Source organism: Paraglaciecola sp. 20A4, from assembly GCF_011378905.1.
Lineage (GTDB): Bacteria > Pseudomonadota > Gammaproteobacteria > Enterobacterales > Alteromonadaceae > Paraglaciecola.
In genome coordinates this window covers 115692-129416 of record NZ_WTPY01000007.1, presented here as the reverse complement: position 1 = coordinate 129416, position 13725 = coordinate 115692, and the positions used below count along the sequence as shown (strand labels likewise).

Annotated in this window: 14 protein-coding genes; 6 read left to right on the top strand and 8 right to left on the bottom strand. The window is 42.0% G+C overall.

What is annotated here, in order from left to right; genetic code table 11:
• Positions 1-359: 359 nt before the first annotated feature.
• The 4 genes from asnB to dapA all read right to left on the bottom strand — a co-directional run bounded on the left by asnB (position 360) and on the right by dapA (position 5683).
• The gene (asnB, locus tag GQS54_RS09945) at positions 360-2249 is read right to left on the bottom strand and encodes an asparagine synthase (glutamine-hydrolyzing) (protein ID WP_166423847.1); all 1890 of its coding nucleotides are present in this window, start codon (positions 2247-2249) and stop codon (positions 360-362) included.
• 252 nt (positions 2250-2501) lie between these two features.
• Entirely contained in the window at positions 2502-3605 is a 1104-nt protein-coding gene (locus tag GQS54_RS09940) for a phosphoribosylaminoimidazolesuccinocarboxamide synthase (RefSeq protein ID WP_166423846.1), read from the bottom strand.
• 80 nt (positions 3606-3685) lie between these two features.
• Positions 3686-4792: an outer membrane protein assembly factor BamC gene (gene bamC, locus GQS54_RS09935; protein ID WP_166423845.1), complete on the bottom strand. Its 1107-nt coding sequence runs from the start codon at positions 4790-4792 to the stop codon at positions 3686-3688.
• Positions 4793-4801: 9 nt separating this feature from the next.
• Complete coding sequence (gene dapA / locus GQS54_RS09930; protein WP_166423844.1) at positions 4802-5683, bottom strand: 4-hydroxy-tetrahydrodipicolinate synthase; 882 nt, start codon at positions 5681-5683, stop codon at positions 4802-4804.
• A 161-nt stretch (positions 5684-5844) separates the two neighbouring features.
• Between dapA and GQS54_RS09925 the strand changes: the two genes are divergently transcribed.
• Together GQS54_RS09925 and bcp are read left to right on the top strand one after the other, a co-directional pair.
• On the top strand, positions 5845-6372 hold the full coding sequence (locus tag GQS54_RS09925; RefSeq protein ID WP_166423843.1) for an ACT domain-containing protein: 528 nt from the start codon (positions 5845-5847) through the stop codon (positions 6370-6372).
• 75 nt (positions 6373-6447) lie between these two features.
• A complete protein-coding gene (gene bcp / locus GQS54_RS09920; RefSeq protein ID WP_166423842.1) occupies positions 6448-6912 on the top strand; it encodes a thioredoxin-dependent thiol peroxidase in 465 nt (154 codons plus the stop codon).
• A gap of 72 nt (positions 6913-6984) precedes the next feature.
• On the opposite strand, the gene GQS54_RS09915 is transcribed toward bcp, so the two are convergent.
• Positions 6985-8064, bottom strand: a complete 1080-nt coding sequence (locus GQS54_RS09915) for an AI-2E family transporter (protein WP_166423841.1) — start codon at positions 8062-8064, stop codon at positions 6985-6987.
• A 388-nt stretch (positions 8065-8452) separates the two neighbouring features.
• On the opposite strand from GQS54_RS09915, the gene GQS54_RS09910 reads away from it, so the two are divergent.
• Positions 8453-9919, top strand: coding sequence for a M48 family metalloprotease (locus tag GQS54_RS09910; RefSeq protein ID WP_166423840.1), 1467 nt, complete (start codon positions 8453-8455; stop codon positions 9917-9919).
• Here the strand turns inward: GQS54_RS09910 and GQS54_RS09905 are convergent.
• Complete coding sequence (locus tag GQS54_RS09905) at positions 9905-10375, bottom strand: TlpA disulfide reductase family protein (protein ID WP_166423839.1); 471 nt, start codon at positions 10373-10375, stop codon at positions 9905-9907. The genes GQS54_RS09910 and GQS54_RS09905 overlap by 15 nt on opposite strands.
• A gap of 79 nt (positions 10376-10454) precedes the next feature.
• Here GQS54_RS09905 and arsC point away from each other — a divergent pair, with 79 nt between their 5' ends.
• The 3 genes from arsC to GQS54_RS09890 are packed head-to-tail and all read left to right on the top strand — an operon-like array spanning position 10455 to position 11869.
• Positions 10455-10826, top strand: a complete 372-nt coding sequence (gene arsC, locus GQS54_RS09900; RefSeq protein ID WP_166423838.1) for an arsenate reductase (glutaredoxin) — start codon at positions 10455-10457, stop codon at positions 10824-10826.
• On the top strand, positions 10823-11419 hold the full coding sequence (gene wrbA, locus GQS54_RS09895; protein WP_166423837.1) for an NAD(P)H:quinone oxidoreductase: 597 nt from the start codon (positions 10823-10825) through the stop codon (positions 11417-11419). The genes arsC and wrbA overlap by 4 nt, the downstream gene beginning before the upstream one ends.
• 21 nt (positions 11420-11440) lie before the next feature.
• Complete coding sequence (locus tag GQS54_RS09890; RefSeq protein ID WP_166423836.1) at positions 11441-11869, top strand: DUF2069 domain-containing protein; 429 nt, start codon at positions 11441-11443, stop codon at positions 11867-11869.
• A gap of 51 nt (positions 11870-11920) precedes the next feature.
• Here GQS54_RS09890 and hda read toward each other — a convergent pair whose 3' ends face one another.
• Both hda and GQS54_RS09880 read right to left on the bottom strand, forming a co-directional pair.
• Positions 11921-12631, bottom strand: coding sequence for a DnaA regulatory inactivator Hda (gene hda, locus GQS54_RS09885; protein ID WP_166423835.1), 711 nt, complete (start codon positions 12629-12631; stop codon positions 11921-11923).
• Positions 12631-13719, bottom strand: a complete 1089-nt coding sequence (locus tag GQS54_RS09880) for a DUF2066 domain-containing protein (RefSeq protein ID WP_166423834.1) — start codon at positions 13717-13719, stop codon at positions 12631-12633. The genes hda and GQS54_RS09880 overlap by 1 nt, the downstream gene beginning before the upstream one ends.
• Between the last annotated feature and the right edge of the window lie 6 nt (positions 13720-13725).

Here is a 13725-nt window from a genome sequence, read left to right as displayed (position 1 = left end):
CTCTAATTTGAATTACATTTAAATACCGTAAAACAAGATAATACGTAACCCTATCAAGCAACCAAAACCCTCTCCCATTAATATCAGTTCCATTAATACCAATTCCATTAAATACTTGCCATTTCAGAATTCATCTAGCAAATTTGTATCGGACTCCCCTGCTCTTCTAGATGGCGATAACAAGAGCCAACGTAACGGACATCAGTTCGGTTAGAGGATTTTGTAGGCTACGTAAGCTGCAAGCCCAAATACGAAAGAACAATGCGTACATTTTATTAAATGGGCTTACAAGTCTTAAGCATTTAGGCAGTTAGAATTTCTACCAAATGCTTAGATGTTAACCAGGATTAATCGATACGTTATTGACTCTGGTACCAAGATTGGAACATCAACATATTCCACAACTGAGTATGGTACTTTTTCTTTTTATATTTGAAGTCATGCCATAGAGTTGCGACTTTTTCACTATCAAAAAGACCCTGTTGATCCAATTTATCTCTGGCGAGCAAATCTTCAGCCCAATCGTTCAATGGGCCATTCAACCAATCACGTACGGGAGAGCCAAAACCATGTTTGGGATGATTGGTTAACGCATTAGGAATATGTGCGTCCAAAATTTGTCTGAGGATGTGTTTACCCTTATTTTCTTGAAACTTCATAGACATCGGTAACGACCAAGCGAACTCAGTTATGCGGTGATCCAATAGTGGGCTTCGCAGCTCTAAGCTATTGGCCATACTCGCACGGTCAGTCTTAACCAAAATGTCATCACACAAGTAGGTTAAATAATCATAGAGCATTAAATACTGTTCTGGGTGAGGCAAAGACAATGCATTAACTTGCTGCAATTTATGTTGCACAGGCACATGAGGGTTACGCATTAAACTCTCCGGTGCGACCCATTTACAAATACGGCTCATATACATATCGAGCACTGTCATAGCACCTATTTCATTGGCATATTTGTTGGCAGTCAATCCAAGCTTTTGTTTGCTGCCTAATTTATATAATTGGCTAGAAACCAGGCGTTTCAATGTATCAGGTATTTTTTGACTGGTTTGCCAGTTATTAATATTTCTAAAATAGCGGTTATATCCGTAAAACAATTCATCACCACCATCACCACTTAATGCTACGGTTACTTTGCTACGCGCCAGTTTCGAAACGATAAACGTTGGGATTTGCGATGAATCGGCAAAAGGCTCATCATAATGCTGGGCAATATCAGGCACTAAATCAAGCGCATCTTGGCCGCTAACATAGAGCTCGTTATGAGATGTTCCTAAGTAACCGGCGATAGATTTTGCAATATGCGCTTCGTCTTTATCACTATTACTAAAGCCAATCGAGAAGCTATTTACTGGACGAGATGATTGCTTTTGCATCATCGCCGCTACTAAACTTGAGTCAACGCCGCCAGACAGTAACACGCCGAAAGGCACATCAGATATCATGCGTAATCTGGTTGAATCTTCTAATAAACCTGTCAAGTGTGCTTGGGCTTCGCCCAGCGTACCACCATAAGGATGATTGAAATTGTAAGCTGCGACATCAAGGGCAGACCAATACTTGTGACATTGAGCCAGTAAATCTGGTTCGCTGTTGAGGGCATCAACACGCAACGTGATAAAACTCCCAGGCTCCAGTTTGTATATCCCTTTATAGATAGAATATGGTGCAGGGATATAGTTAAAGCGCATATATTGTCCGAGCGCTTGCATATCTAACTCGGGCTTGAAACCGGGGATCGCTTTAAGCGCTTTCAGCTCTGATGCAAAGCAAAAATAGCCGGCGCTACGACCGAAATAAAGTGGCTTCTTACCCACCCGATCACGGGCTAAAGATAAGGTCAGCTCTTGCTTGTCCCATACCGCTAGGGCAAACATACCGTTAAATTTGCGTAAAGCTTCTGCCAAGCCAAATTGCGCGATAGCGCACAGCACCACTTCACTGTCTGAATGCCCTCTAAATCGCTGCTGTGTTAACTCTTTACGTATCTCTTCAAAGTTATACACCTCTCCATTGAACACCATCACATAGCGCCCACAGGAAGATGACATAGGTTGATGGCCAGAAAGACTAACATCTTGTATCGCCAAACGGGTGTGACCTAAACCAATACCCGGCTCTTCTACCCAAACCCCATTATCATCTGGCCCCCGGTGGACCAATGTTGTGTTCATGTTTTTTAAAATGGCAGAAAGGTTAGAAGAAGCGTTTAAACGAAAAAGACCGGTAATACCGCACATAAAAGATGGCTCATTATTGTAATTATTATGTTAGAAAATATATTTTAAGAGCAGGAAATTAGCACATTTACAGCAAAAATAACACGTTCACGACATGAAGTTTACGGTGACCAAAGATGTTATTAAGTTCTTGGAGCAACGCGGTATTTGTGGCCACATCAATTAACAAAAAAGCCAGCTAGAATGCTGGCTTAAACCGTCAACTTACTTTATGACGACACCGAGAATGACTAATCGAAAATGGTGGATTACCTAATCAATTAACTGGTAACGGCTGCGTAATACATCAATTACTTCTGCTTTGGGATTCTCGCTTAAAATAATTTTACGGCCAGTTATTTTTTCAGCTATTTGGGTGTAAGTAGCCGAGATATCCATCAAGACACTCACCGGAAGGGCATTATCTCTTGCTAAAGCCTGCCGTTCTGCCATGCGCTCTTTGTTAAGTAGAATATCAGCATCAGGGAAATGATTGAGCAGTAGTTGTCTAAAGCCTTCTTTAGAATTCTCAACTATTTTTCCTTGCTTATATTGCGCTTCATCCCAAATACGCGAAGAGTCTGGCGTACCGACTTCGTCCATATATATTAATTTATCGTCGCCGTTCACATCTTTTACATAGCCAAATTCAAATTTAGTATCTACAAAAATCTGCCCTAATTTTTCTAACGCTTCACTGATAACAGCGAAACCATCGGTGAGTAACTTTTCGTATAAATCGATGTCGGTGACTGCGTTAAAATTAAAGGCACTGTAGTTTTTTACAATATCAGTTCGGGCAACGTTTACATCATCTGCTTCAGGCACACCATCAATACCTTTTAGCACACCTTTGGTTGAAGGTGTAATCAACACATTTTCGAGCTTACTGTCTTTGCTTAAGCCATTTTCTAGGCGAATGCCACAGAATTCACGTTCGCCTTTTTCATAGGCGCGCCACATTGAACCCGTAATATATTGACGGCAAATAGCTTCAATCATGACTGGCCGCGCTTTTTGTACTATCCACACTAATGGATGAGGAATATCTAAAATATGGCTATCCGCTAAACCTTGCTCTTTAAATAAGCCGAACCAATGATTAGATATTGCGTTTAATGCAGCACCTTTACCAGGCACACCTTTCATTCCCTCTTCGCCATGCCAAATACAGTCAAATGCAGAAATACGGTCACTGATTAACATTATCGCTAACGGTGTATCTTTCGGTACAGGGTAGTTATGTTGCTCAATGAGGCGATAGCTATCTTCTTCGGTTAACCAGTAAACAGAGCGAACTTTTCCACTATGTACCGGTAAATTTGTGCGAATAGGTAGATTATCATTAACAGCAAGCACTTGGTCAGCGAAGCTCATACAAGATTGTCCTTAGAAAAGGGTTGTCTACAAAATGAAAAAGCACCCTTGCGGTGCTCTTTCAAAATATGCGATAAAGGTTAAATGTCTAAGTTGTCGTCAGCCATTACACGAGCAAAAACGTCATATAAACTAGATAGTTTTTCTTGCGTAAACGGCGTGCTTTCATTATCGAGAACGGTCAATGACGTTTTCTCACCGACCTCTTCAACTCTAAAGCGATATTCCTGTTTTTCCAGCGGTAAGGCATTGGCATCGTTTGACCATATTGAATCCCACCAACCACTTTCAGTGCCGTTATATTTAACAAACAATAAACCATTAGATTTATCGTAATCTTTTACGTCAAAACCCAGTTTACGTAGGACTAATAATACGCGAGGCCAAGCAGTGTTGTAGTTGCTATCAATAATAAACGCTGGTGCGTCTTCTTCATCAATACCAATCGTTAATTGCATTCCACGGCGAATTTCACGTACCCGCTTAGCATCGGCAACCCGAATTTGATACTCGTAGTGTCCGATAACTTTATTTAGAATGTCGACTTCTTTAGCTCGCCCATCGACATCCGATTTTTCAGCAATAACTTTATTACCTTGACGTTCTTCATAGTCAACCAAGTGGACGTTAAGCGTTGCAGTTCGCCCGTGAGTTTTCATTTCTAGATCAAACTCGAAACGTTGACTGGTATCACGTTCAACGCTTGTCCAGCTGTACCAATGATCATCCAATACTTCTTTGGCGACAACCCAATCAGTTACCAGACGTTGCTTATCCTTATCAAAAGACTCAATGCCAATCCCTTGTTCTTCAAGGTAGCTAAGCAAAGAGTTCCAAATTGTTGTGTCGAGTGGTTGACTATCATCCACTTGATCAAAATTAACTTTAGCATCTTTACTGCCATCGTCCACATGCGAGCCCGTGACTAAAGGCAATACTAAAGCAGGTGATATCACCTTAAGCTTTTTGCCTATAAAACTGCGAGGAGCGTCTTTATCTAGCGCAGGAAGCTTATAAGCCTGACTAAAATTAGGGCGGTCAACATCGGCGGGTACTTGAATATCCTTGCCGGGTTGCTGCTTGGTATATTCAAAATTACCGCTAGCGATTTGTCGCTCTTCTAAAGAACTACAGGCGCTCAATACGCCAATCGCAATAGCCCCGCCAATGAAAAACTTAGTTGTCATGCAATCTCCTTAAGATAATACGCCCGAATTGCGCATGACTTGTTCGATATGAATTTGGCTATCAAGTTCCGATTCAATTAGCGGTAAACGCAAAAATGCAGATTGAATGAGCCCCATTTTATATAATGCCCACTTAGGCAAGACTGGATTTGGTTCAATAAATAGCGAGCTATGCAAACCTGCAATTTTTTGATCGATTTCCTTTGCTTTCACAAAGTCACCGGCTAATGCCGCTTCACACATTTGTGCCATTTGTTTAGGCACGATGTTAGCTGTAACCGAAATTACACCATGACCGCCGCAGGTTAAAAATTCGCAGCCAGTGGAATCATCACCGCTTAAAAAGACGAAGTCTTTGTCAACCAAAGGCAGGGTTTGCTTCAACCTAGCCATATCACCTGTGGCGTCTTTAAGCCCAACAATTTTTGGGTGGGTAGCTAACTCAGCTACTGTCTCAGGTAACATATCAGCCACTGTGCGTCCGGGTACGTTATACAGCAGTACCGGAAGGTCGGTCGCGTCAGCTATTGCTCTAAAGTGCGCTACCATGCCTTTTTGTTGAGGTTTGTTGTAATAAGGTACCACGCTAAGGAAGCCATCTATGCCTGTGTCAGACATCTGTTCACTTAGAAAAATAGCTTCAGCCGTTGAGTTAGCGCCACTTCCGGCGATAATTGGGATTTTCTTATCCGCAAACTCAACCATACGCCTAACGACTTCAATATGTTCATCGAAGGGCAAAGTAGCAGACTCACCCGTGGTGCCCACTGCGATTAAACCGTGGCTGCCATTAGCAATATGAAATTCGACCAATTTTTTTAAGGACGGATAATCTATCTCGCCAGATTGGTACATGGGGGTGATTAAAGCAACGTAACTACCAGTAAACATACCTACTCCATAAAAAATTCGCGCCTTATGGTAATGAGCCTGTGGGGTAAAAACAAGCATTGAATGCGCAGAATGCGAAACCAACACCGAAACTGGAAATACTAGGGTGAAATCAGGTATGTTAGTAGGGTCAGAAATTTATAATTAAGCTCAATATTTTAATGAAACAACAATTAATCATCACCATTTTGGGTGCCAATAAGGTCACCATGCTTAGTACACTAACCGATGTTGTTAGTGCCGCGGGTTGTAATATATTAGACAGTAGGCAAGCTGTTTATGGTCAAGATTTTTCACTTACTATGATTGTAGAAGGCTTACAGAGCGCAATTGTGCGGGTTGAATTAGCAATCCCCGTGGCCTGCCAGCAGCTTGATCTTCTATCTATGATGAAGCGTACTAAGCGACACTCAAAACAAAACCTAGAGCATTTAGCGGATGTGGAATTTTCCGGAGTGGATGCTTTAGGCGTTATAAAAGAGGTTACCCAATTTTTTTCAACATTCTGTGTGACCGTCAGTGCTCTGCGCTTAAAAACAATCCAAACACCGGCTGAAGAAAACGCGCAGGTCAAATGTAAAATGGTAGTAAGTATGCCTCACGACATAAACTTAATAGACTTTGAAAGCCAATTTCACAGCTTGCTCGAAGGTCTACATTTACACGGTGCGATTAAGCAAAATCATTGATGATTTCACTAATCAATTAATCAATTAATCAATTAATCAACTAATCGATGCATTTAAAACAAAGGACAAAATGACATGAATAGACTGACCGCAGGCGCAACTGCGCCGGCATTTTCACTACTGAACGAAAACGGTGAAACCGTTAATCTAACTGATTTTTCCGGTAAGAAAGTACTGGTATATTTTTATCCTAAGGCGATGACGCCCGGCTGCACAGTTCAGGCCCAAAATTTACGCGACAGCAAAAATGAACTGGATAAACTTAATGTGGTTGTATTAGGTATTAGCCCAGATGCTGTGAAACGCCTACCAAAATTTATTGAAAAAGAACAACTCAATTTTAGCCTGCTATCAGATGAAGATCACGCGGTAGCCGAACAATTCGGAGTATGGGGTTTAAAGAAATTTATGGGTAAGGAATACGATGGCATTCATCGTATTAGCTTTTTGATTAATGAGAAAGGTGTCATTGAACACGTTTTTGATAAATTTAAGACCAAAGATCATCATCAGGTTGTACTCGATTATCTTAATCAATAGTTAATCGCCATACGCCCAGCGCGTTTGTAGACAGCACATTAATTCTCGCTGCATACAAACGCTTTACTTCATCTAACTAGATTGGTCTTCCAGCGCCGGGTAATGGTTCGGCGCCTTCCAAGCATTGATCACCGCTTTGACCAAAGTAGCTAATGGTATTGCGAAAAACACTCCCCAAAACCCCCATAAACCGCCGAAAAACAATACCGCAATAATAATATATACGGGATGTAAACTAACCGCTTCTGAAAACAAAACAGGCACTAAGACGTTGCCATCGAGTGCTTGTATAACACTATAAGCAAACATCAAATACCAGAAATCAGGAGTAAGTCCCCATTGGAACAATGCCACAACGGCTACCGGTATAGTTACAACGGCTGCGCCTATATACGGAATAAGGACGGAAAAGCCTACCAAAACACCCAATAACAAGGCGTACCGTAAATCCATCAGGGCAAATGTTACCGCCGAGATTGTTCCCACAATCACTATTTCAATGACCTTGCCACGAATATAGTTGGCAATTTGGGTATTCATTTCACTGCCGACTTGTTTAATCAAACGGCGCTGTGATGGTAAAAGTGGAGCCAGATTATCTAATAGTTGATTTTTGTCTTTTAGCATGAAAAATACCATCAACGGCACAAGTACAAGATAAATTAAAAGCGAAGCTAAACTGCCTAATGAACTAACGGAAGCTGAAAGGAGCTGTTCCCCTAGACTAACAATCCGTTCATTAACGCCATCAAGCATATCTTGCACGTCACCTAGATGAACAAAATCAGGATACTGTTCAGGTAAATGCAGCAACCATACTTGAGCTTGTCCCCAAATTTGTGGCATCTCACGGATCAAGTTAATACTTTGTTGGGAAACGACCGGCACAATACCAATAAAAGTTAAAATACACAGGGTTAAAAAACTGAAAATAACCAGACTGCATGCAATACCGCGCCGCATGCCAATCCGCACAAGCTGACTCACTGGCCAATCTAATAAATAGGCAAGCACTGCAGCAACAAGCACAGGCATTAAAATGGTGCCAAGCAACGCCAGCAATAACGACACAGCAATGAGCATAATCAGCAACATCACTGAGTCAGGATCCGAGAACTTGCGCTTATACCACCTTTCAAACACACTTAACATATGACTGCTGTACCTCTAAAACATACGGTTAAAAACATTGATAAAAAAACTTAACGTTTGAACTAGCTAAACAAATTAGCCGGATATTAATGAAAAATGACTTAAAATCTACAAGGCGCAACATATTATATTGTGTGAATAAAGAAAGATAAGATTTTAGCTAACTTCCATGCTCTTTTTACCGGCAATGACTGATCGCACCATGGCATTGTCGCTAAGAATATATCTGACGATACAACATGAATGTAAAGATATGGTAATAGAGCGGATAAAATACTTGATGTTCTGCCTTATAAACGCAATATAGTAAGATATCGTCAGTTTTTCGGAACTAAATCAAGCTATAGCCTTTCTTAGTACCGAAGCCGTAATTGATTAAATAGGTGAAATGATTAAAACAACCCATGTTTGCAAAAAAGCGTTGGTCACTCTAAGCGTATCACTCGCTATATTTGCTAGTGGCGCCGTTGTTGCTGCCAATCAGAAAAATGATTTACCTGAAATTGGTGTTGTAGCATCGAGCGCCATTAGTTTAGATAAAGAAATGCAAATTGGTGATGTATTGATGCGTCAATTGCGCGGTCAGGCGCCGATTATTAATGATCCGTTATTAGATGAATATATTCAAGATTTGGGAAATCGATTGGTCGCCCAAGCTGATAATGTAAAATTTCCATTCGAATTTTTCTTGCTTAATAATTCAGAAATAAACGCTTTTGCCTTTTTTGGCGGCCATGTTGGTGTGCACACCGGTCTAATCTATAACGCTAGAAACGAGAGTGAACTCGCATCAGTTCTTGCTCACGAAGTTAGTCACGTCACGCAAAGACACATAGCGCGAAGTATAGAAGCAAAACAGAAATCATCTCCTCTTCAGTTGGCATCAGCTCTAGGGGGTATTCTACTTGCTATTGCCAACCCTGAGGCCGGTATTGCCGCCATAAGCGCAGGTTCTGCAGCATCAGCACAAGCTTCAATCAATTATACTCGGCAAAATGAGAAAGAAGCGGATAGTATCGGCATACGTATTCTTGCCAGGGCTGGATTCGATCCCGACGCAGCTGGTGAATTCTTTGGGACGTTAGTAGAAAAGTATCGCTTGAAGTCCAAACCCCCTGCCTTCTTATTGACTCACCCATTGCCAGAATCTCGGGTCGCAGATGCGCGCACACGGGCAGCGAGTTATAACACCGGACGGATCCCAGAAAGCTTGAGTTTCCATTTAGCGAAAAGTCGAATATTGGCACGTTATTATGCTACACCCGAATATAATATTAGCTACTTTAAAACCAGTCTTGAGCGCGGTAGCTATGCCTTTAAAGCAGCATCTGAGTACGGTTTAGCCTTAGCATATCTAGCCAATAAGCAATATGAAGAAGCACAAAAACTCATCGATACGTTACTTAACGATGATCCACGCAATTTGTTTTATTTAGATACGTATACCGATATTGCTTTAGCTACGGGACGGGTCAAGGACGCCATAGAAAAACTAACAGCCCAAGCGACATTAACCCCGCGTAACCGTGTTATTACCCTGAATTTGGCCAATGCGTTAGTGGAAAATAAAGAATATGATCTCGCTATTCGTATTTTAAAAGACTACCTGTTAGTGGAGAGCGACAATATGTTAGCGCATCAAATATTGTCTGATGCCTATGGTAAAAGTAACAAGAAGCTTGAAATGTACCAAACAAACGCTGAAGTATATGGATTAGCGGCGTCCTACCCTCGAGCGATAGATGAACTACACAATGCCTATAATTACGCCAGTGATCAGAATATCGAAAAGCAGCGGATCCGCGCACGTATAGAGCAGTTTCGCGAATTTCAAACCCGTTTAGAGAGTCTTTAGAATATCGATAGCGCGGCGCAACGACGCCGCAGTTTGCTCCCCTAATAATTGTTTTTTCACTTGTCCGTCAGGCCCAATAATAAAAGTGGCGGGCAGGCTATTGGGTTTGGTCATAGGCAAAGCGCGCTCTACGGTTTCAATAAGCGGAAACTGAATATCAAATTTTTGCTTTAATTGCGCTAATTCTTCAGGTGTGACTGCGTCAAAACTAATGGCGAACATAGGAACATCTGACGAATATTGCTGATAGAAGTCATTTAACTGAGGGATTTCTCTTAGGCATGGTGCGCACCACTGTGCAAAATAGTTAACAACAACCCATTGGCCTTCATAGTTCTTCCACTGATGGGAAACTCCGTCATCTGTTGTGAAATCAGCTCTAACCAGCGAATAACCTACTATGCCAGCCATTAATCCCGCAATAATTAGCACCGAAAATAAAAATTTACGTAACATTGTCCTGCCTTCCCTTTTACCCATGAGAGCGAAACGATAGAATATCGCTATTCAAAATTAAGCACAGTAGAAACTTAACATGTCGCAGTTGACCATACTACATAACCCGCGTTGCTCTAAGAGCCGGGAAACCCTGAAAATATTACAAGACAACGGCCAACAACCAATCGTCATTGAGTATCTCAAACACCCGCCCAGTGAAGATGAATTGCAGTCCATACTGCTAATGTTGGGTATGTTGGATCCCCGTTCATTAATGCGAACAAAAGAAGCGGAATATAAAGCGCTTAATCTCGACAGCGATAACATTTCCCCTGATGAACTGCTCAGAGTGATGCATGTCACGCCCAAATTAATTGAACGACCGATCGTGATCAAAGGCCCTCTTACCAGCGTAGACAGCTTGGCGGTAATCGGCCGTCCCCCTGAAAACGTGTTAAAGCTACTATGAACCAGCATATTCTCATTTTGTATTACAGCCGCAATGGTGCGACAAAAGCAATGGCAAATCGCATTGCTCAAGGTGTTGAATCGACAGGTATGCAGGCAAAACTGCGCACCGTGCCTGAAGTGTCTGATGGCATTGACCACCATCAGCCCGGCGTGCCAGACTCGGGGGATCTTTTCGTCCAGAAAAATGATTTAAAATCCTGTGCAGGTTTGGCGTTAGGTAGCCCAACACGTTTTGGTAATATGGCCAGTGCGCTCAAATATTTTATTGATAGCACCAGTAATGAATGGCTATCAGGTGCATTAGTTGATAAACCAGCTTCAGTGTTTACCTCGACAGGTAGCATGCATGGTGGGCAAGAAAGCACATTATTGAGCATGATGTTACCCCTATTACACCATGGAATGGTGATCGCAGGGCTACCCTACACTCACCCTGAATTACATAACACGACAACTGGGGGCAGCCCATACGGTGCCACGCATTATGCACATGGCAGCAGCATTGAAAAACTGAGTGAAGATGAACGTACGTTATGCTTTTCTCAAGGCCAACGCCTGGCCACTCTCGCCCAAAAACTTGCTTCTCAGTAGCCTTTAAACTCAGGACATAACATGACTTTAAATACCCAATTCTACAAACGCCTCGCTCTGAGCAGTTATTTTCTACTGGTTGCTTGGTTAGTCATTTGGCACTTTGTACTTACTATAGATAAAAATACCTCAACTACATTTACCGTTCTTTTTTGGATCATTCCAATATTACTACCTATCCGCGGCTTGCTTGCCGGAAAACCTTATACCTACGCCTGGACAAATTTCATCGTAATGTATTATTTGTTACATGGCCTGACGGCAGTTTATGCAGTTGAAGGTGAACGTATTTATGCTGCTATAGAAATTTTACTCTGCGTCGGATTATTTAGCGGATGTAGCTTTTATGCGCGCTTACGAGGTAGAGAACTCGGCACTGGGATCCGCAAATTAAAAGAAGAATTACTAGAAGAAAAACAAGCATTTGAATCGCGGAAACAGCAGAAGTAATTTGCTCAACTAAGGACACAGCCCTCATGGGTTTTCTGGAGGAACTGTTGCCTAAAGGTTAAGCGCTTCTTTTACAAATGGAATGGTGAGTTTCCGTTGTTGCTGCAAGGACATTTGATCCAGTTTGTCCAATGTATTCATTAAGGATGGCATATCCCGGCGCCAATGATTGACCAAATAAATCGCGACCTTTTCAGGCATAACTAAACCTCGCTGTTTGGCTCTGGTTAATAGCGCTACGCAGCGTCCTTCATCGCTAAGACTTGCCAATGTATAGCTCACTCCCCATGCAAAACGTGATGCCAAATCAGCAAGTTGCAGGTCTAGCGAGGTCGGCCCACCATTCGCGCAAACCACCACATGGCTAGCACCTAATTCTTTCACTCGATTTAATAAATCAAATACTGCTATTTGCCAAGTCTGTGAGTCTTTGAGCGCATCAACGTCATCTAGGCAAATTAACTGGCTGTGCTCCAGTCCATCAAGCACTTCTGGTGAATATTGCTCTTTGTCTTTGAAACTAAAATAAACGGCACTGACTTTTGCTGTCTGAGCTTTATGACATAAAGAATAAAGCAAATGGCTCTTGCCTACGCCGTACTCACCGCTAACAAACGTTAACCAAGGTTGATTTTGCATATCCAAGGTTTTTTTGAGCAAACTTTTAAGCCTATGCACTAAGTGCGAGTTTTCCCCGACGATGAAGCTATCAAACGTTTCGGTATCGCGTAAATGTACAGCTAAAGACAGTTGCTTGCTCATTATTGTTTCCAGAAATACTCCAGATTCTGCTTATCCGCCTCAAAGCGATTTACCGGTGACAATCGGCTGTCTAAAGCAATTGCGTCCATTAAGTTATCGACATTTCCTAACAAGCTTAATTCGAATTGTGCGACCTGCCCAGTTTGGCTTACAAGATTAGCAGAATTCACTACGCTTAGACTTCTAAAAAACGTTAAGATTTCACCATACTGACGAAGGCTTGCAAGATTATTTATCGTGATAACGGTGCGCTGAGCATTAGGGTCTAAAAGACTAAAATCAATGGCATATTTAGACGCAAGCGTGTCGCTTAGACTATTAATAAGTTCGACAACCACTTGCGCTTGATCTACCCCTGCTACCGTTCCTGAAATCGTACTGCCGTTTTCCAATAAGGTCCAGTCGGCCTGCCACTGAATATCAATATTTTGTTCGGACTCAGTATTGTCTAGACGATAAATACGTGCAGATAAAACACTATCAACCCCATAGCGACTGCTTGCCTGGGCTAATTGATGGACAAAGCCCCCCCATATGTCATAAATATTGATATTTTGCATATCATCTAAATCTAATAGGGGCTGAACAATTTCGATACCACGGCGCTGAGCCGCATTCTGAGCACTGGCCAGTAGCTCAAAATGGCTATTTTCTGACACTAACTGACGCTCCCCGTTTGGCTCTTTAATGGCTAACCAAAGAATGGTTTCGGGGCGACGTCTATCCCAGATACGGTAACCTGAATCGCGCAGTTGCTTGTCAACCTTGTCCTGATCAAAATTTACTGCTAAATAAAGCTGTTCAGGCGTTTGCTCAAAACGATAGTTACGCAGGTAGCTTTTGGCTTGTTTAAGTTGAAGTTTTATCTGTGGATCACTTAACAAAGTTGAATTTCCACTGACTTTTATGAATACGTCTTCAAGACCTTGGCGAATTGCGTCACTTTGGGTGCGAGTTGATTGATCAGCAACAGCAACTTTTCCACTGTACAAACCGTCGACTTCTCCAGCATGCGCGCTACCAAGTACCCACAACGACAGCAGCAATATCAGATGAAATCTTGGTAAAATAGTGACGGTTTTGATCATTTTTCA

Coding starts and splice junctions, on each gene's coding strand:
- asnB (WP_166423847.1), bottom strand. CDS start 2,249: ATGTGCGGTATTACCGGTCTTTTTCGTTTAAACGCTTCTTCTAACCTT.
- GQS54_RS09940 (WP_166423846.1), bottom strand. CDS start 3,605: ATGAGCTTCGCTGACCAAGTGCTTGCTGTTAATGATAATCTACCTATT.
- bamC (WP_166423845.1), bottom strand. CDS start 4,792: ATGACAACTAAGTTTTTCATTGGCGGGGCTATTGCGATTGGCGTATTG.
- dapA (WP_166423844.1), bottom strand. CDS start 5,683: ATGTTTACTGGTAGTTACGTTGCTTTAATCACCCCCATGTACCAATCT.
- GQS54_RS09925 (WP_166423843.1), top strand. CDS start 5,845: ATGAAACAACAATTAATCATCACCATTTTGGGTGCCAATAAGGTCACC.
- bcp (WP_166423842.1), top strand. CDS start 6,448: ATGAATAGACTGACCGCAGGCGCAACTGCGCCGGCATTTTCACTACTG.
- GQS54_RS09915 (WP_166423841.1), bottom strand. CDS start 8,064: ATGTTAAGTGTGTTTGAAAGGTGGTATAAGCGCAAGTTCTCGGATCCT.
- GQS54_RS09910 (WP_166423840.1), top strand. CDS start 8,453: ATGATTAAAACAACCCATGTTTGCAAAAAAGCGTTGGTCACTCTAAGC.
- GQS54_RS09905 (WP_166423839.1), bottom strand. CDS start 10,375: ATGTTACGTAAATTTTTATTTTCGGTGCTAATTATTGCGGGATTAATG.
- arsC (WP_166423838.1), top strand. CDS start 10,455: ATGTCGCAGTTGACCATACTACATAACCCGCGTTGCTCTAAGAGCCGG.
- wrbA (WP_166423837.1), top strand. CDS start 10,823: ATGAACCAGCATATTCTCATTTTGTATTACAGCCGCAATGGTGCGACA.
- GQS54_RS09890 (WP_166423836.1), top strand. CDS start 11,441: ATGACTTTAAATACCCAATTCTACAAACGCCTCGCTCTGAGCAGTTAT.
- hda (WP_166423835.1), bottom strand. CDS start 12,631: ATGAGCAAGCAACTGTCTTTAGCTGTACATTTACGCGATACCGAAACG.
- GQS54_RS09880 (WP_166423834.1), bottom strand. CDS start 13,719: ATGATCAAAACCGTCACTATTTTACCAAGATTTCATCTGATATTGCTG.